17 protein-coding genes are annotated in these 17,129 nt (G+C 45.2%); 4 read left to right on the top strand and 13 right to left on the bottom strand.

The annotated features are described in order from the left end of the window. Window positions 1–275: tyrosine-type recombinase/integrase (locus WC259_RS02605; RefSeq protein WP_372643063.1), on the top strand; the 275-nt coding region annotated here is incomplete at its 5' end. Window positions 276–365: 90 nt separating this feature from the next. Here WC259_RS02605 and WC259_RS02600 read toward each other — a convergent pair. From WC259_RS02600 to WC259_RS02590, 3 genes are read right to left on the bottom strand one after another with little or no spacing between them, the layout of a single operon-like run. Next, window positions 366–1,268, bottom strand: a complete 903-nt coding sequence (locus tag WC259_RS02600; RefSeq protein WP_372643060.1) for a BRO family protein — start codon at window positions 1,266–1,268, stop codon at window positions 366–368. Between the two features lie 29 nt (window positions 1,269–1,297). Further along, window positions 1,298–1,759 (bottom strand): hypothetical protein, encoded by a 462-nt coding sequence (locus WC259_RS02595; RefSeq protein ID WP_078409445.1) that lies wholly within the window; start codon window positions 1,757–1,759, stop codon window positions 1,298–1,300. Continuing rightward, entirely contained in the window at window positions 1,759–1,944 is a 186-nt protein-coding gene (locus tag WC259_RS02590; RefSeq protein ID WP_078409447.1) for a helix-turn-helix transcriptional regulator, read from the bottom strand. Before WC259_RS02590 ends, WC259_RS02595 begins: the two co-directional genes overlap by 1 nt. Window positions 1,945–2,049: 105 nt before the next feature. Here WC259_RS02590 and WC259_RS02585 point away from each other — a divergent pair, with 105 nt between their 5' ends. Further along, window positions 2,050–2,391, top strand: a complete 342-nt coding sequence (locus WC259_RS02585) for a hypothetical protein (RefSeq protein WP_078409449.1) — start codon at window positions 2,050–2,052, stop codon at window positions 2,389–2,391. A gap of 79 nt (window positions 2,392–2,470) precedes the next feature. Here WC259_RS02585 and WC259_RS02580 read toward each other — a convergent pair whose 3' ends face one another. From WC259_RS02580 to WC259_RS02565, 4 genes are all read right to left on the bottom strand, one after another. After that, on the bottom strand, window positions 2,471–3,202 hold the full coding sequence (locus tag WC259_RS02580; protein WP_372643056.1) for a hypothetical protein: 732 nt from the start codon (window positions 3,200–3,202) through the stop codon (window positions 2,471–2,473). A 159-nt stretch (window positions 3,203–3,361) separates the two neighbouring features. Next, window positions 3,362–3,634 (bottom strand): dehalogenase, encoded by a 273-nt coding sequence (locus WC259_RS02575; RefSeq protein WP_372643053.1) that lies wholly within the window; start codon window positions 3,632–3,634, stop codon window positions 3,362–3,364. A gap of 49 nt (window positions 3,635–3,683) precedes the next feature. Beyond that, window positions 3,684–3,884, bottom strand: coding sequence for a hypothetical protein (locus WC259_RS02570; RefSeq protein ID WP_061977009.1), 201 nt, complete (start codon window positions 3,882–3,884; stop codon window positions 3,684–3,686). A gap of 25 nt (window positions 3,885–3,909) precedes the next feature. Further along, window positions 3,910–5,442 (bottom strand): reductive dehalogenase, encoded by a 1,533-nt coding sequence (locus WC259_RS02565; protein WP_061977011.1) that lies wholly within the window; start codon window positions 5,440–5,442, stop codon window positions 3,910–3,912. A gap of 282 nt (window positions 5,443–5,724) precedes the next feature. Between WC259_RS02565 and WC259_RS02560 the strand changes: the two genes are divergently transcribed. Both WC259_RS02560 and WC259_RS02555 read left to right on the top strand, forming a co-directional pair. Further along, window positions 5,725–7,341, top strand: a complete 1,617-nt coding sequence (locus tag WC259_RS02560) for an ATP-binding protein (protein WP_059280022.1) — start codon at window positions 5,725–5,727, stop codon at window positions 7,339–7,341. A gap of 7 nt (window positions 7,342–7,348) precedes the next feature. Further along, complete coding sequence (locus WC259_RS02555; RefSeq protein WP_059280023.1) at window positions 7,349–8,065, top strand: response regulator transcription factor; 717 nt, start codon at window positions 7,349–7,351, stop codon at window positions 8,063–8,065. 1,172 nt (window positions 8,066–9,237) lie between these two features. On the opposite strand, the gene WC259_RS02550 is transcribed toward WC259_RS02555, so the two are convergent. From WC259_RS02550 to WC259_RS02525, 6 genes are all read right to left on the bottom strand, one after another. After that, on the bottom strand, window positions 9,238–9,546 hold the full coding sequence (locus WC259_RS02550; RefSeq protein WP_011308733.1) for a ferritin family protein: 309 nt from the start codon (window positions 9,544–9,546) through the stop codon (window positions 9,238–9,240). A gap of 188 nt (window positions 9,547–9,734) precedes the next feature. Then, entirely contained in the window at window positions 9,735–10,880 is a 1,146-nt protein-coding gene (locus WC259_RS02545; protein ID WP_061977017.1) for an NTP transferase domain-containing protein, read from the bottom strand. Continuing rightward, complete coding sequence (locus WC259_RS02540; RefSeq protein WP_011308735.1) at window positions 10,881–11,570, bottom strand: hypothetical protein; 690 nt, start codon at window positions 11,568–11,570, stop codon at window positions 10,881–10,883. Window positions 11,571–11,592: 22 nt separating this feature from the next. Next, on the bottom strand, window positions 11,593–14,805 hold the full coding sequence (locus WC259_RS02535; protein ID WP_372643047.1) for a molybdopterin-dependent oxidoreductase: 3,213 nt from the start codon (window positions 14,803–14,805) through the stop codon (window positions 11,593–11,595). After that, window positions 14,798–15,979: an NrfD/PsrC family molybdoenzyme membrane anchor subunit gene (gene nrfD / locus WC259_RS02530; RefSeq protein ID WP_012984067.1), complete on the bottom strand. Its 1,182-nt coding sequence runs from the start codon at window positions 15,977–15,979 to the stop codon at window positions 14,798–14,800. The genes WC259_RS02535 and nrfD overlap by 8 nt, the downstream gene beginning before the upstream one ends. Before the next feature lie 20 nt (window positions 15,980–15,999). Continuing rightward, on the bottom strand, window positions 16,000–16,938 hold the full coding sequence (locus tag WC259_RS02525) for a 4Fe-4S dicluster domain-containing protein (RefSeq protein ID WP_015406775.1): 939 nt from the start codon (window positions 16,936–16,938) through the stop codon (window positions 16,000–16,002). Between the last annotated feature and the right edge of the window lie 191 nt (window positions 16,939–17,129).

Raw genomic sequence — 17,129 nt, 5'->3', positions numbered from 1 at the left:
AAGAGTGCCACCCTTTAACTACCAACGGTATCATGCAAACAATTGTCACGTTAGGCAAGCGGGCAGGCATTACAAATATCCGGTGTAGTCCCCATACTTTCCGGCATACTTTTGCTACTATGTGCCTAAGGAATGGGGCAGGGGAATTTGAGGTACAGTCTCTTATGGGGCATAGCACGCTGACCATGACCAGACGGTATGCGTCCAGTTTGAATTCAGAAGCAGCTGTACAGGGGCATAAGAAGTTTAGCCCGGTTGATAACTTAAAACTGTAAAAGTTATAAATATATTGTGTTAAATAATAAATGGCGAGTTGGTATTGCCAGTCGCCATTTATGAATTTCTATATATAATTACTAAAATATTTATTCATCAGTATTGAGATATTTACTGCCTTCATCAATCAGATGGTCTTGAACTGATTTATTATTCAAGTAGTTTTCTTTTGATACAACACTGCGGCCTAATTCTCTTTCAAGGTTTTTACGGGCATCTCCTGCTATTTTACCACCTACATGAGCTGCTGATTTGTTTGCATCTAATCCTGTGGCATCGCGTGCGATTGCAATACTGACAGTAGACTTTTCCCCTAACATTGTTAAAATAAGCTCAATATCAGTCATATGATCTCGTAAATTATCAGCTTTTGTTAGATTTTTATAATCTTTATGTCCCTGAGTACTTTTATTGAAAGTCTCTTGAGAAATAACATTTGTAAGAATGGCATACTCAAGGCCTTCTTTAACACCTCGTTTAGCCCATTCACCTGTTAGTTCTTTTCGGCTTAATATTGTGCGAATACGTGCATTAATCCATTCATCAGGATAACCTTTTAATTTATAAGTAATCATTGCCCGTTGTATGGCTTTTTCCGGATCATGAGTTTCTTCAATTCTTTCGAAGCCAACCCTTGCTAGCCATTTCTTGAAAGGTTCAGCCTTAGGAGAAGGAATAGACTGTATGATGCGGAATAAAGTTTCTGTATTCGCTGCATCAGTTTCTCTTTGTTTTTCATCAGCACTTGGCATTTTCAACTTTTCGATTTTAGCGAAAAGTTCATCACCTGTTTCCTGCCGCATCTTTTCTCTTAACTCATTCCAATAACGGCTTGGGGAAGAGCTTTCTGTTACAGCTTCAATAACATCGACTATAGAAAAATACCATTCATCGTTATGAAATACTTTTCTTATCGGTTTGCCAGATGGCCTAAAAAGATCTGTTTGAGTTTCGCCTTCAAAAGGCAAAGGAGATTGTTTTTTTGCATTCATATTATTCTCCTCGTTAAGTAAGATTAAATTTACTTTGGCATTCTGTCTTTATATTCAGGGTCTTTACGTAAAACTTTCTCAGCGTCTTTAACCCACTTGCGGATGATTTTAGTTGCTTTTAGAGGGTCTTTGGCCGGTATCCAGAAGATTTGCCACCCGCCTGGTAGGTAATGCGGGGGCTGAAAAAGTTTTATCTCAATATCGTTGTTGAAGGGACCGAAGAATTCGTCTGTTTCCATACACCATAGCCAGTAGTAATCCCGGAGCTGACCCCATTTGATGAGGTTATATATAATAAATGCGGATCCGCCGATCAAATAAAGTAATATTGGCGTCCAACTATCTCCAACGCCAGTGATAGCGCAAATTATAGCACCAACAATTAAGACAAGCCCTAGTAATGATCTACCTCTAGTATCTAGTGATAATATGCCGGCAATTCCAGATAAAGCCAGAATTCCAACAAATACCCAAACAATCCAATCCCACATTAGAATTCAATTTCCTCTGGTTTAATATCGAGAGCCATGGCAAGTTTGCGTACAGTAATAAAACTTGGGTTTTGTTTGCCATTTTCGAGTCTATTAACTGTATCCGCTCCGATACCCGCTTGTTTCGCTAACTCAGCTTGGCTCCAGAATTTATCCAATCGATGTTCTCTTAATGTTTTCATCATAGCAATATCATATAACGTAATTAGTCAATACGCAATAATCCTATTGACATCATAGCATCTTAATAGTATGCTATAGGAAATACTAGGATTTAATAGGAGTAAAACATGGTACTGAATATGGAAAGGGCATTAATCATTCATTACCGGCCGGATGACAGGATAAGAAAAGACCTGCTTGAGTCTATGCTCTGGGCAATCGGGGTAGGGGAAATACTGGAAAAGGGCTTTACTAAGAACCCAAAAGCATGGTTGGAAGCGAATGCAACCAAGGAATATGTAGAGGGTTTATACATTTGTATCCGAGAAGGGGAAATACGCGAAATGACCATGAACGAAATGGAAACATGGGCCAATGTCTTTAGAGAAGGTTATTCATATGCCCAGTCAGATATCAGCATGCTGTTTGCGGTTGTGCCAAAAGGCCCCGGGGAAGTTTTTAAATGCTAAGAGGCAGGCAGAATATAATCTGAAAAGGCCGGGTTCATCCCGGCCTTTCGCATATCTTCCGAATATCTGTGACACTTTGTCACATGCCTATAGACCGTCGGACACTCTTTGGAATATAGGGTTTAAACTTGGGCGCCGTAGTGGCTATGAAATCAATCCTCGGGTTGCGCTCAAGGTCAATCTTGGCAGTGGTAACGCCCATTTCCTGAGTCAGTTTTTTGGGAGGTTTTTTACCTCTGGTAAAGAAAGTCTCTGCCGGAGTACCTTCCAAGCGGGTCGCCCCTTCCGGCGGACGGAAAACATATTCATGAGTGCCATTGGCACGTTTTATTATCCAGACGGGGCGTTTATTATCACCGGTGCCCAGTTCCCCCTGTTTCCATGCCACATCGCCACTTTTCAGCCTTGGTTTGCTGATATCCTTGTCTTTTTGGCTATCCGTGTGTCCTTTGCCGCCTCTGTAGTTAAAATCTGGTGGGGTAATGCGAGGCGGATCAATCCTCGGCGGCGGGTTATCCGGTGGATTAATGGTAGGAACCCTCGGTGGCGGTACCCGTTCTCCTCTGGATGGCGGTACTCGGCTGCGCAGACTGACATAATCGCCTCCGCCTATACGCAGTTTCCTTTCCAGCGTTTTAGCGGTGATTCTGGTTTTGCTCATATTACCAATGCCCGGCATGCGTGCCGGTAACTTGCGGAGTTCCTTTTCTATCAGCTTGGCACGGCGGTTTATTTCCTCTTCTCCTTGAAAATCGGACTCGTTTTCGGGGAGAAGATCAATTATATACAGGCAAAACTTTGAGTCTGGCATTGGAAAATGCGTAAATCTTAACGAGTAGATAACAGAATTGACACGACTTGGTATTGCTTAGAAGTGTGAGAATTGAAATCTGTGACGGCTGGTTTGGATATAAACAAATAAGCGGGTTGGTTTAAACCAACCCGCTTATTTGTTTATACGAAGACAAGTTTATGCTTTTTTGGTCCTTCTCGAAGCTAGTTGCCAAGACAAAGCTAGTAGGATAAGTGCAGGTAAGCCGGTAACCAGCAAGAACATAGAAGCCGCCTTAGATTCTAATTCGGCGAAACTGCCAAAGAAATTCTGGATGGTGAAAAGCAGTAAAGCCAAGCCGACGAGTCCAATTAGCCATTCATACCAAGAAAGACTGGAATTATTGCGTTTTAATATCCAAATCACTCCCAGTATTAAAGCCCCGACTATCAAACCAATTATAAACCACATATTTTGATTTTCCTCCTACCAACCATAAGAGATTGGTTTCAACATTTATTCATCCGCAACCGCATGATTCAGGCGGCAATGGGTCTTGAACAGGCTGTTCAGGAGCATTCGGGTCTTTTGCCGGGTATCCATGCTCCATGGGAATATTTCCCTGATTTTCTTCTGCGTCAATATCACTTGCACAAGAGGCAAATACAGACAAGCAGCCTAATATCAATAGACCTGTTATCAGCACCATTAACCTTTTCATATCACTTTTCCTGAAAACCTAAATTTTAGTAGCCGCCTACTGTTGACCCAACTGTAGTGTCAAATCCATAGGCTGGCAAACCGATCTCCCAAAACTTCTCTTTCTCTTCACCTTCAACCATACCATAGCCGAAAGCTTTATCGGCATTCCAGAGGAATCCATTTAGAAGCGATGTTTTGGCAAGAGTGGCTTTAACTACATCGTGTACCATGGAAGCTCCGTTGGTATTAAAGGTGCAGGTACCCATGCAGACGCCGCAACCGCCGGCTACCGAGTTCGAATACATCTGGCAGGCAATGGGGTCGTTCCAGAATAGTCGTTTGCCGGGGGCATGGTAATCTACCGGCATTTCAGGCTTGTACATGCTGGCCGGGAAATCCCAGGTCGGCTCTGAACCCTGGTCAATACATTTGGCAGGGCATTCATCAGCGCATTTGTGGCAGGTATGGCAGAAACGGAATATGCCGGCATCTATAGGATGAGTGGGTGCCATAGGCAGATCTGTTATGATATCAAAATAGCCATGAACACTGCCATATTCAGGGCTGATACAGACGTTTGAGTTACGTCCCATTTCAGCCAAGCCATCCAGTACGGCTCCGGCCTGTGATGGGAAACAGGGATACGGCTCCTCCAGACCTTGATATCCAAGAGCAGTCAAAAACCCTTTGGTACAGGTGTCAATGGCTGCACGCAGGCGATAGCGGCTTATATTGGCCGCTGAGCGTAGCTGAGAACCGGGGCCTGTTCTGAAAAGGTCCTTCGACATGGGCACGGTGTAAGTTATGCAATATAGGGGTTTATTGGGGATGACATACTTGGTGTCAGTGGTATAGCCTTTATCAACATCTTCAAATACAATCTTCTTGATGTATGTATCCGGAGGTGGCCAGCTATTTAGATATTTTACATCTCCGCCCTGGGGATAGGTTGAAACAAATTTCTTGGTTTTCTCATTCATTTCCCCTACGGATACGTCGGTAGCCCCGAAGAAGCGCATGGCAGCCCGTACCATCTGGGTATTTTCTTCCGGCGTACCAGACCATTTCGGCACACCCAGACTTTCCGGGGTAGCGGTGCCTTTCTGTCCAGTCCAATATACAGAGTAAGACCCGCAGCAAGTCCCAGCCGCTGGAAAGACATAATCAGATTTGTAACCGCCCATGTACTGACCGGTACCAGCACCGACATTTAGGGCGTTATCCCGCAGGGTTGAACCGGGTTTATTATCCAGTATGTCCTGCGAGGTATTAGCTAAGGCTCTAACTCTGTTATACTCATCCAACCCGACAAAACGGCATACTTCAGCTGGTGAATGAGCTGAATAGCGGGCATCAAATCTCTCTACCCGACTCCAGTCTATTTCAGTAGTAGGCTCTTCCAGTTCGAGTTCTTTTACCCACCAGGGGCGTTTCCACTGGGAGGTTTTCGAACCTATTATTTCATCTAAGTCATGATACAGGGGAGTTACGGCAGCCGCAGTTCCGATACCCGCTCCGGCTAAACCAATCCCTTTCATAAAGTCACGTCGAGTTACTGCACTGTGAAATTTACTCATCAATTCCTTCTCCTTTTTGTTTTGGTCTTTCCCAAAGCCACCCGGTCTCTCCCGAGAGTCTTTTTTCAGTTAGCACCTCCTTCAAAATAGCTCTTACTCTAACTGAAAATAATAACGCTTGTGTTGTTATTAATCTGTTAATTGTTGTTAAGATTATTAACAACGCCACGAGTAACCGGAAATGGGCGGGTAAAATTTGTAGTGTATTTTTTGATTTCTACAGCTATAATTTAGTATGGAAAAGTTGAATACAGCTTTGGCAGTGAGGATTGGAAACCTGTAATGTTCAGTTCTATAGGCAAATTAGCACTGGATGATGCTCCGGTGGCTGTTTACTGGTTAAACAATTGTGGTGAAATCGTATATTCAAATAAAGTCTTTGCCAAAATGATCGGTTACAGTACAGAGGAATTGTCGCGGATGAATATTTGTGAAATTTCCTCGAATTTTACCCACTCACAGTGGGAGGCTTACTGGAATCGGCTGAAAAAGTCAGGTACTAATATGCGGTTAGCAACTTTATTATTAAAATCCGGCTATAAAGTTCAAGCAAGCATAAATGATTCGTACCTGAAATATTCCGGCATGGACTATAATTGTGCATTTTTGAAAAATTTGGATAGTGAGCAGGAAACCCAAGGCAAGCTGATAAAGCAGCAATCTTATCTTAAGGAGCTTCTTAAACAAAAAACAGCTGAGTTAGATACCTTCAGTAAACTGGTACGGAGTCTAACTGAAAAACAAACCATCACTGAAAAAGCTTTGCATGATAGCGAACAGAAGTTTAGAACCATATTTAATAAAGCCCGTGATGCCATAATACTTTGGGAATGGGATGCCCATAAAGTAGGCTTTAAGGTAATTGAAGTAAATGATATGGCCTGCCAGCGGTTTGAATATACCCGGCAGGAGATGGTCGGTAAATATGCTGATTCTTTCCAGCCTAATTCCAAAGAGAGCAAAGCCAAATTTTTGGCCGGAACCAAGGCAACTATCCACAGAGAGGATGGCGCTACTTATGAACTGCTGCATAAATCAAAGTCAGGCAAGATTTTGCAGAATGAAGTGAGCGGTCTCCGGTTTGAACTGAATGGCAAACTGGTAATATTATCCATCATCAGGGATATATCTTTAAGAAAAGAATACGAGATGAAGCTGAAGAATATGTATGAGCGTGAAAAAATGCTCAACACCCAGCTTGAGAATGAATTTAAGAAGCGGGCAGAATTCACCCGTATTCTGGTACATGAATTAAAAACGCCCCTTACCCCTATTATAGCGGCAAGCGACATGCTGGTAAAAATGTTGCCGTATGATGATTTGCACGAACTGGCTAACCAGATAAATAAGGGAGCGGAAGAACTTGAGAACAGGATGAATGACCTGTTTGACCTAGTCAGGGGCGAGTTGGGTATACTTTCGCTGAATATTGAAAAAATTGATTGTGTGAAGCTGTTGCTTGATATTGTAGAATACATACATCCCCAAGCGCAGGCCAAGAATCAAAACCTTGAAACAGTTTTCCAACCGAATCTACCACTTATCGAGGTTGATCAGGTCAGGTTTAAGCAAATTGTTATGAATATTTTAGAAAATTCACTAAAATTTACCCCGCAAGGCGGTTTTATCAAAATAGGTGTATCTCAAAGAGGCAGGCATTTGGTTGTTTGCATAAAAGATAATGGCTCAGGAATACCAAAAGTAAAACAGAAGCGGTTGCTGACTTCATATGACGACCGGTTGACTTCTAAGGAAAGTTCCGGCGGGCTTGGTTTGGGTTTGGCCCTTTCCAAAACATTTGTAGATCTCCATCATGGGCAAATTACCATTAGCAGCCAGGAAGGCCATGGTACAACCTGTGATATTATTTTACCAGTAAAACAGACCGATGTAAGTTGAGAAGTGAATGAAGATACTAATAATTGAGGACAATACCCAGACAACCGAAGTTGTGAAACTGGCTTTTAAGCTTGGCTGGCCGGATGTGCGTTTGGTGGAAGCCAATTCTGGTGAAAAAGGGATTGAAATGGTGGAAACAGCAAAGCCCGATGCCATCATTCTTGATATCGGTTTACCGGATATCAGCGGCTATGAAGTGCTAAGGCAAATCAGGCTATTCTCCGAATTACCGGTGATTATGCTGACTGTCAGAAATGAAGAAGGTGATATTATCAAAGCCCTTTCTCTTGGGGCAGACGATTATCTGGTTAAACCATTCCGTCAGATGGAACTTTTGGCTCGTATTAAAGCGATAAGCAGACGTTTGCATTCGCCTGAAATTGATTTAGAATTTGGATGTGGTCCATTCCATTTCGGACAATCAATAACCAAGCTCTATAAAGATGATATGTCGATACGCCTGACAAATATAGAAGGGCAGATACTGTATCACCTGATGCGTGCAAACGGACGTTATGTTTGTAATGAGATGATAGCTCAAAAAATCTGGGGGGAAAACGCTTATGAGAGAATCAGGGTAAATATCAGACACTTGCGAGAGAAGATTGAAGATGACCCTTCTAACCCCAGGTATCTTGTTAATATTCCCGGTAAGGGGTATATGTTCATCTATCAGGATGCACCCAAAATTTCATTGTCTCCATCACAGGACATAACGCCCTAGACCTTCAGTCATCTTGAACAAGTTAGGCAAGATCTAAACGTATCCCTTCGTGGTTGGCTTGTATTTTCGCAAATGTATTTATGCTTGGGAAAAATTTGTTGCAGAAAGTGGAAAGCCGGTGTGAAATGCGTGCTCAGGGCTTACCTCCTCATGGAACAGATGGTTCAATACTAGTATATGCACGTGCTAGTGCTGGCTGTGCCTGTTTGAGGGAGTGTGCTTAATCTTCTTAAATCAGGTTAATCAATCAACCGTTTTCAGAATATAGCTATGGTTAGGGCTATTCATTATAAGTTTGGAATTGGATGCAGTATCTTAAATTTTATTACGTAATCTTAAAACAAGGGCTTTTAAATTGCTTTGCGCTCACGGATAATATTCTCCTCATAGCAATTCGGATAAATCTTCGTAGCTGACTGGTTTGTCATGGTTTTTCATTAGCATATAAATAATGCGGTCTTCACTTACCATGAGGTTTGCCATGTGTATCATTTATCCATAGTTCCCTGTAGGAAGACATAGTTGCTATTTCTGTAATGTCCCTTATCATGTCTGTGGCTTCTATTATCATGGTAATTAGGTTTGAAGCATTTTATAAACCGGGTTTTCCCTATGTATATTGGCTATATTGGTAGATGTGTTTCTAGAGTTATTAGAGCTATTGATTACTATTAGATTCTTTGAAAAACGCTGGCTGTGAAAAAAGAGCAAAAAGATATGCCTTACGCACATATACCCACAGGATTCGCAATAGCTTTTTATTTGGCAATAAATATTTTTACGAGATTAGTATCCAGAATTATGCCCTAATACTTATACTGTTCTTTACTTACATGGCAATGCTAAATACTATTGTATTATTAATCCTCAAGTATAGATGTTACAGCTTAACTAATTTCAAAAACCTTTCCGGAAGGCTGAATGCCAATGGTTCAGGTTTTAACTTGATTTAATGGAGAGAGTTGTTGATAAGGCTGCAGACTGTGGAGTATATAAATGGGTGGAGTTTTGATTTCTACCCATTTATATACTCCGGGTGCTTAAAAGCAATAATTTATGTTCACTACAGTACACCGCACCCCAGCATATACTGAATGAAGGCCTTAAAACCTGTCAGTAGTGAAGCTATTGACTAACTCACACAGAAACAAATTATTACTGCACAAGGTCAGTTATTTGTTCTTGCGTTTCTCTATTTCCTCTTCGACTTCCTTTGCTCCATCAGCGTAAAAATTCTCTTCGTCAGGGGCAAGTTCCTTTAAGAGTCTGAGAAATTCACCAGCGTGCACCTTTTCTTCATTGGCAATATCCCGGAGTACTTCTATGGCTAGCCTGTTGGTAGTGGATTCGGCTAGTTGCATATAAAGCTGTATCGCTTCATATTCGGCTGCTACCATAAATCTTATCGCCCGTATAAGCTCTTCGTTACTTAGGGGTTGGCCTTTAGCCATTCCGGAAAAGGGTGATCCAAACTCTGGCATTGTATCCTCCTGTGCACAATATTTTTATAACCATCTAATTATAATATATTCTTGTGCTCAATGGGACGGCTCTTTAGATTAAAAGTTGCATAGGCGAATCGCAATTGAATTTGGTTGGCGGGAGTAGCGGGATTACTTTCGGTAAGGGGACGGCAGGTTTTGAAGAATCAGGTTTTAGCTAAATACGGCTATATAGATTTGATTTCTGCTATATTTCTGGCTTTTTCCAGATCTTCCGGGCGGTTTATATTGAAAAAGCTGCGGTGTTCAGGGTCAAAGCGGTTTATCTCAGCTTCTTCTATATATCTTGTTTTCAGGCAAGCCAGCAGGTCACTTACTGCAAATTTGCCCTCATTTATTAGCCCAAGGGCTTTTTCACCGGCTGATTTGGAGTAGATTGCATGGAGGGGTTCGGGTCTTTGCGCCAGTCTGGGTACTACAGCTTCGTAACCTTCAGCCTGTGCTCTCATGTATTCAAGGAGTGGCCGGTTAATAAAGGGCATGTCACAGGCTATTACCAAATTTAGCGGGGAATTTGACGCCATGAGACCGCTATAAATACCGGCTAGCGGCCCTTTATCCGGCAGGATATCCTGTATTATTTTGATACCGGCAAGCTGCCGGGTTTTGTCATCTGTTTTGCTGTAAGCAGTAACCACCAAAATTTCATCTCCGTAACCGGCAAGGTTGGCTATAGCCCTTTCAAGCAGAGTTTGCGAGTTTAAGGTGGCGGTTACTTTATTGCTGCCCAAACGGGTGCTTTTACCGCCTGCCAGTATAATGCAGCTGATATCAACTGTGTCAGCCCTATTTTCAAAATAATGTGTGTGTATATCTGTGTCAGTCTGAGTGTCCTGTATTACAAAAATGTTGTTGGACTTGTCTGGTGCAAAGGCTGCCAGAAACTTTGAAAGCAGAGACTTGCGGACTACAGATATGGTATGAGGTGCCTTTTGGTAAGCCAGACGGGCGTGTTCAGCCAGCCCTTTGCCGGCTATCTCCAAGTGACCTATTTCATCAAGGAATATAACCGTGCAACCGGTTTGGATAGCCTCCTGTATGGCTTTGCCGGCAAAAGAAAGGCCGCTTTGGCAGATAGAGTACTTGCCAACCTTTTCTCCCGTGAATTCAGCCGGGGGGTGGGTAAGGCTGAAAATAGTCTCTGCAGAAGTGCGGATATCGGTAACCTTGTAACCGGTTTTGGTTGTTTCCTGAAACACAGGCCGGCAAATCACACCACCGGTTTTAAAACCGCACTCCTGCAGGTGTTTAGCATATCTTTGGCAATGTGAGCTTTTACCGCTGCCCACCTCTCCGGTGATAATAAGGTTCACCTAAGCTCCCAGATGAAATACTGCCGGAATAACCCAGCACGATACTACCGCAGCTGCTGAAGTTACGTAGTACAGGCGGGGATAGTTAGTTTTGAAATTTGCCAGTTTGGGCATACCGAATTTACCCAGATAGTATCCGGCTGCAAGAGTAATAGTACCGGCCAAAGCAACCGGCAAGCCGGTGCTTACGATGGTGTCTAGCTTGCCGGCCATATCAAGCATAGGCCATTTGCCCAGACCGAATACCGAGGCAATAACGGCATATAATACTATACCCAAAGCCCCTGCCAGAAAACCGGTGGTTATCTGGGCGAAAAGATGCTTTTCCATAGCCTTTTTGAAGATAAAAGCAATAGCCCCGAAGGCAACAGCCTCCATTATAATGGCTATGGCGGGGTTGATTACGTAAGCGGAAAATACCGGTTCGCCGAAAATAAAAGCGGAGAAGGGTTTGAAAGATGCCGCAATAATGCCCAGCAGGGGGACAAGGGCAGGTTTCTTGGTAATGCTCAGGAATATGGCCATTAGGGATATAGCCAGACCGCCCATAACTGCCCCTTGATTGGCAAAATGGATTGCGTGCAGGAAACCGCCAAGCGCCATTTCCAGAAGCCCCCATACAGAACCTATGACTGCCAGGGTCAGGCCTGTAGGGATACGGTTTTTTTCAGGGTTTAAATATGTGTTCACAGCTAGCCTCCTCGTGCTTTGGTTAGGTATTAACTTTTTCCAGTCTGACCTTGGTATCGTAAAAAACGGCACTGCCCCCAACGGTATCAACCAGACAGGTATTTTTCAGGTGCGGGTCTACCCTCATGGCGGCGTTGGCGTTTACACCCTTGGTTCGTTTTGTCTCGCCCGGAATCAACTGGCCGTCAATGGTAATATCCAGTCCGCCGTAGGCAAAGTGGCCGTACCCCAGTGAAAAGGCTATCACTCCGGGGCGGATACCCTGCATAATGCTGAGCTTGGCGTTCATGGGCCACTCCTGGCCATTCCGCAGGTTCCAGACACCCTTCGGATTGCTCTCGGAAACCACCCTGACTATATCTGTCTCAGTCAGCCCCAACCTGTCTGCATCCTGCTGGTTAATAAGGATAGTGTTTTCCGGCAGCAGGGGGTTCAGATAATAGTTGCTGGCGGTGGTGGGGGTGCGTGCAATCTCTCTGTAAGTGATTAAGCTCAGGTCATATCCGTTCTTTTCGTCATTCAGTTCCTGTCCGTAACAGTCACGTCCAGCCGTAATGTAGCAGGCATGACCGGGAATGGACTCACCCGTTTGCGAATTTTTAACTTCGGTGGTTTTTTCCAAAAACACATTGAACAGGCGGCCATATTTGTTGCCCAGCTGCTGATCGGCAGGATAACCCCCTTCATAGTCCTGGAAGCGGCCGCCCCGGTTCAGCATGTATACAACTTTTGGCCAGTTTTCGCCTGCCAAACTGCTCCAGCGTTCAAGGTTATAAATATTATCCGGCATATGGCGTCTGGCTTGGGTAAATATTTGTATTTCTTCTTCGTCTGCATCAGGTACTGCATCAGAGCCGTCAGCTTTTTCCCCGAAGGCCAGATTGGCAGCCATTCTCAGGTAGAGGTCATCAAAGTGGCTAAGGGGTATACCTTGTCCCAGCCCGTCAGGCCCGAATCCCGGCAAACCCATTTCTTCCGCCAGACCCAGCAGCATGGTTTCCATGGACAGGGGCATATCCTGACCGAAAACCTTTACTGTTTCCACCAAAGGGGCAATGGCGGGTTGCCTGACCGGCTGGGATTTGAAGGGAATAGTATTTTGGCTGCCGGCAAATTCCCAGCGTTCCATGTTGGTCAGATCCGGGAAAATGTAATCTGCATACATGGAGGTTTCACTTACGACAATGTCGGTAACAACCAACAGGGGCAGTTTCTCCGGGTCCGTCAGGAATTCCAGAGCAGTATGCCCGGCTGGGACTACGTAAACAGGTGAACCCATGTGCAGGAAAAGGGCTTTGATAGGGTAGGGATAGGCATCTCCGGCCGAAGGAATAACCTCCTGATAAATATCTTCCGAAAGGGGATACCAGTTTCGCTTAGCTGGGTAACCCGTGCTCTGGTAAAGAGTGGTATCTTCGTAGATATTTCCGTGTCTGACAATGTTTACTCCGGAGGGTGTAAGCGCACCGGGTCTCATTTGTCCCAGATTGAACGGCCCGCCGGCTTTGCCGCCCTTGATATCATAGGCAGAGCCCTTTAGCATGCCGCCCTGCCAGTCATAGTTGCCTATCAGCATATTCAGGTTCCACCAGGCAAGGGAGTTGTAAAAACCGTTGGTATGCTGGCTGACACCCCGGTGGATATCTGCCGCCGCTTTTTTGCCGTGGCTGGTAAATTCACTGGCTATTTCGGCAAGGTCATCTGCCTTTACTCCGCAGATTTCCGCCCATTCCTCTATAGTATGGCTGGAAGCTTCGTCACGGAGTATTTGCAGGCTGCTTTTCACCCGCAAACCGTTTACAGTGGTATCTACCAGAAGCTCACCTTCAACTGCATTTACTTTATCGTTGGGATCAAACCGGGTAAACTGACCCTGTTTCATAACCAGCGGAGTATCAAAGCTGAAATTGCCCTGTTCCAAACCGATATCCGAAGCCCTTAGCAGTCTGGCAGCTCTGCCGGCGGCATCTATCTTCACCAGCCAGCTGGAACCGCTCCAGGTAGGTTCTCCGTCTGCATCAGCGGCGGCTTTGTTGGCATTTGCCAGATATCTGGCGTCATAGCGGCTGTTATCAAATATCCAGCGGATTAAAGCCAGTGCCAGTGCCCCTTCAGTACCGGGTTTGGCCGGAAGCCATTTCCATGCCTTGGAAGCGGCTTTGGAGAAACGCGGGTCAACTACGGCATATTTCATTCGTCCTGTATCCAAGCCTTCACTTATCCGCATGGAGCGGCTGGTCGGGCCAAAGCTGGCCTCAAAGGGGGACGCTCCGGTAAAAATAACAAATTCACTCTTGCCTATGTCGGCCATCCAGTAAAACTTTTCGCCTTCTGAAAATGACCCCGTGCCGGAATCAAACTGGGCACTTAGGGCTTTGGCTGATTGAAAAAGGCTACCCTGGCAGACGGTGGTATGCCCGTGAGCATTTACAGAGCCCATGGCGTCATTTGTAAAACGCTTGATGAAATCTACCCGTCCACCCTGTGTCCGCCCGAACATAAAGCAGAAGCCATTGTTCTTCGTCCCCAGGTCAGGGTGGTTGGGGTCTATAAATTTATCCAGATGATCTTTATGCTTCTCTTTGAAAACCGCAACCAGAGCTGACTTTTTGGTTGCATCTTTTTCAGCCCAGATAGCGGTTATATCATTCTTGATGGCTTTTGTTATTTCGGGGGAACGCAGTGCCCAGATATCTTTTAAACCTTCAACTGTCCGGTTTTCTTCACCGTGCACGTTTGAAAACAATTTGCCTCCGTTGGCTATTTCATCTATTGCCTGGGCAAAGGGAATGCTTATCCATTTGTTGGAGCCACGGGGGCCGTCACGTTTTATTACTTTTACCAGACGGAACGGGTCATATGATGTTTGGGCACCCGAATGCCCTTTGGGGCAGATACTTGCATCAGTGAAGGCAGATGTTGTTACCGGGGTTTTGTAGTCCAGATGGGGCATCATATTCCACGGACTGAACGGGTTTCCGTCTACTTTGGCAATAACGCCGTCAATCAGTTTTACCTTTATACTGCATTGGGTGGCACACTGCTGGCAGGTACTGTAGATAATATCTTCAGCCTTGGATAAAGGGTAATCACTGCTGCCCAGTATCCGTCTGGGTTTTGTACCCAGGTCGCAGCCGGACAGCAGGGCAGTTCCTCCCAGCAGAGCTGAAACCTTTATAAAATTAGCCCGGGTTATGCCGCCTGAGGGGTTCTTTTCTGGTTTTTCTTTATTCATCACCGGTTTCCTCATTTCCAATTCTGACAGGTATCAGTTTCATCATCTTGGCAACAATGTAAAAGGCCAGAATGACGGCGGCAGTAATACCCGCTGAAAGTGCCCATTCGGGCAGGGTGGGGATATAACTGTCTATGTATCTGCTATCTATGATGGGGCTGGACAAAAAGTCTGCCCCGGCCACTATTTGGGCCGGAATGATAAAGTTCAAACGGGCTACAGCCGCTCCTAGTAGTACCAGCACACCTATGGTAAGACCCCAGGCAGGTTTTTTGGATAAACCGGGTTTGGATAAGACTTTTATCAAAGCACCCAAAGCCACCACAATGCCCAGACCTATCTGAACTATCCAGAATCCATACCAGTATTGACCGAACATTATATAGTTGGCGGCTTCAATAGTCGGCGGGGTGGCGTCATATATGCCTACAAAAAGAACCGAACCTATAATGTACGTAATGGAGAGCAACAGGGCGATGGTGGAGATAGCCATGGTTTTGGCCAAACGCGGGTAACCGGGGCTGGTTTTATCTCCATACAGGGCGACTATTATGCGCGAGAGAGCAAATCCGGCCGACATACCGAAGATGGGGAAGAGTACCGGGAAAAGTCCCACACTCCAGAAGGAGTGGGAGGATTGGGTGCTAAGGGTAAAACCTACCGCACCACTGGCAATGACCGCTACCGGAAAGCCCAGAATCATCAGCCATTTTATTACGGGTTCTTTGCGGAAGGGTAAGCGTTTTTGAGGTATAAATAGAACCAGCAAAATTGCGGCTGTAGCCAGGGCAATAAGGGTATAAATCCAGACGGACCAAGCCAGCACTGAATCAAAGTTAGGGTGTAAAAATACGTTCATAACCCGTTCAGGGCGGCCTTCGTTGATAAGAATATGGATCAGACCTGCACCCAAGCTGGCTAGTGAAGCCAGCATGAATATTTTGCCGGTACCGGCAAAAGTTTTGACTTTAAAAAGCAGATCCAGAGATGCTATAAAAAACATACCGGCTGCGGTACTGGCAAAAAATACGTAGAGTGCCATCCACAAGCCCCAAACTACGAAACTGCCCAGTCCGAGCATCTGCTGACCATTGTTGAGGAGCATCAGGAACCCCCAGACTCCGGCAGCAAGGGAAAGGATCAATATACCCAGTGCTATCCTTTTCCAATTCATGGTTTACCTTACTCCTCCCGTTAAAATAAATAATAAACTGAGGGGTCAGTGCCTAACTCTGATTTAAGCTGGATAATGCCCGGGTTGGCTATAAGTTCCGAAACCAGACTGTCGGGGTCATTGGAGTCACCGAAGTAGTTTACCCGGCCGATACAGGTGGTAACACAGGCCGGCAACATGCCCTTTTCCAGACGGTGCAGGCAGAAATGGCATTTGCGGGCATTGCCGATAGGCGAATCCCGTTTGGGTGTGCGCGAATGTTCGTTGCCATATTCAAAATTGGAGGCGCTTTGCCAGACTCCGCCTTGCTCATAACCCAGCACCAGGCCGGAATCTTCAGGTTCGTCTTCCAGATAGTTGTCACCGTAATCCATAGTTCGGGCGGTATAGGGACAGGCTACGATGCAAAAACGGCAGCCTATACAGCGCTGGTAGTCAATAACCACTGTCCCGTCTGCCTGTTTAAAGGTAGCACCCACCGGGCAGACTTGGGTACAAGGGGGATTGTCACAGTGCATACAGGGACGGGGAGTGAAGCGTCTGGAAACGTTTGGGTACTGGCCTATTTCCTCGTCCATAACGAAACGGTATATTACCCCCGGAGGGAGCTTGTTTTCTGAAACACAGGCTTCGGTGCAGGCATGGCAGCCGACACACTTCCGCAGGTTGATTACCATAGCCCAGTGGCGTTCTGCGGCCGGTTTTTGCATTGCCCGGCGAAGTTCTGCCTGCATACGGATTAACGGGTCTTCCTTGGTAGAGTTGGGGATAAAGGCTGTTTCTTCAGCAGGGAAGCTTACTGTAGAGGGTGGTGCCACAGCTGCCGAAAAATTTTGAGTGCGTTCGTCCAGCTTGGTTATTGCCGCTAGTCCCAGCACGCCGCCGGAACTTTTTATAAAATCCCTGCGTGTGGGAGGGTGGGTTGACCGGGTGGTTCCTTTTTTGCCTTTATCTGTCATCGCTTACTCCTGCCCTAGTTTATACTTATCTTACAAGATATCTTGTTAAGTTTGGCTGCTCTGGAGATTAGGGTTGATAGATATTGTGAGGCGTGTATTAAATTACTGGCGCAAAGAGTACTAGTCCTAAGGTACTAGTACCACCTGTTAGAGTATAATAAGATATAACCTTGTTGTCAATTTATTCGGGT

The organism is Dehalococcoides sp. (assembly GCF_041654235.1).
Classification (GTDB): domain Bacteria; phylum Chloroflexota; class Dehalococcoidia; order Dehalococcoidales; family Dehalococcoidaceae; genus Dehalococcoides; species Dehalococcoides mccartyi_B.
The sequence above is the reverse complement of the archived record's forward strand: the minus strand, read 5'-3'. Positions and strand labels throughout refer to the sequence as shown.

Bases quoted from the DNA above. Each gene is read 5' to 3' on its own strand.
- WC259_RS02600 (WP_372643060.1), bottom strand. From the start codon at position 1,268: ATGAATGCAAAAAAACAATCTCCTTTGCCTTTTGAAGGCGAAACTCAA.
- WC259_RS02595 (WP_078409445.1), bottom strand. From the start codon at position 1,759: ATGTGGGATTGGATTGTTTGGGTATTTGTTGGAATTCTGGCTTTATCT.
- WC259_RS02590 (WP_078409447.1), bottom strand. From the start codon at position 1,944: ATGATGAAAACATTAAGAGAACATCGATTGGATAAATTCTGGAGCCAA.
- WC259_RS02585 (WP_078409449.1), top strand. From the start codon at position 2,050: ATGGTACTGAATATGGAAAGGGCATTAATCATTCATTACCGGCCGGAT.
- WC259_RS02580 (WP_372643056.1), bottom strand. From the start codon at position 3,202: ATGCCAGACTCAAAGTTTTGCCTGTATATAATTGATCTTCTCCCCGAA.
- WC259_RS02575 (WP_372643053.1), bottom strand. From the start codon at position 3,634: ATGTGGTTTATAATTGGTTTGATAGTCGGGGCTTTAATACTGGGAGTG.
- WC259_RS02570 (WP_061977009.1), bottom strand. From the start codon at position 3,884: ATGAAAAGGTTAATGGTGCTGATAACAGGTCTATTGATATTAGGCTGC.
- WC259_RS02565 (WP_061977011.1), bottom strand. From the start codon at position 5,442: ATGAGTAAATTTCACAGTGCAGTAACTCGACGTGACTTTATGAAAGGG.
- WC259_RS02560 (WP_059280022.1), top strand. From the start codon at position 5,725: ATGTTCAGTTCTATAGGCAAATTAGCACTGGATGATGCTCCGGTGGCT.
- WC259_RS02555 (WP_059280023.1), top strand. From the start codon at position 7,349: ATGAAGATACTAATAATTGAGGACAATACCCAGACAACCGAAGTTGTG.
- WC259_RS02550 (WP_011308733.1), bottom strand. From the start codon at position 9,546: ATGCCAGAGTTTGGATCACCCTTTTCCGGAATGGCTAAAGGCCAACCC.
- WC259_RS02535 (WP_372643047.1), bottom strand. From the start codon at position 14,805: ATGAATAAAGAAAAACCAGAAAAGAACCCCTCAGGCGGCATAACCCGG.
- nrfD (WP_012984067.1), bottom strand. From the start codon at position 15,979: ATGAATTGGAAAAGGATAGCACTGGGTATATTGATCCTTTCCCTTGCT.
- WC259_RS02525 (WP_015406775.1), bottom strand. From the start codon at position 16,938: ATGACAGATAAAGGCAAAAAAGGAACCACCCGGTCAACCCACCCTCCC.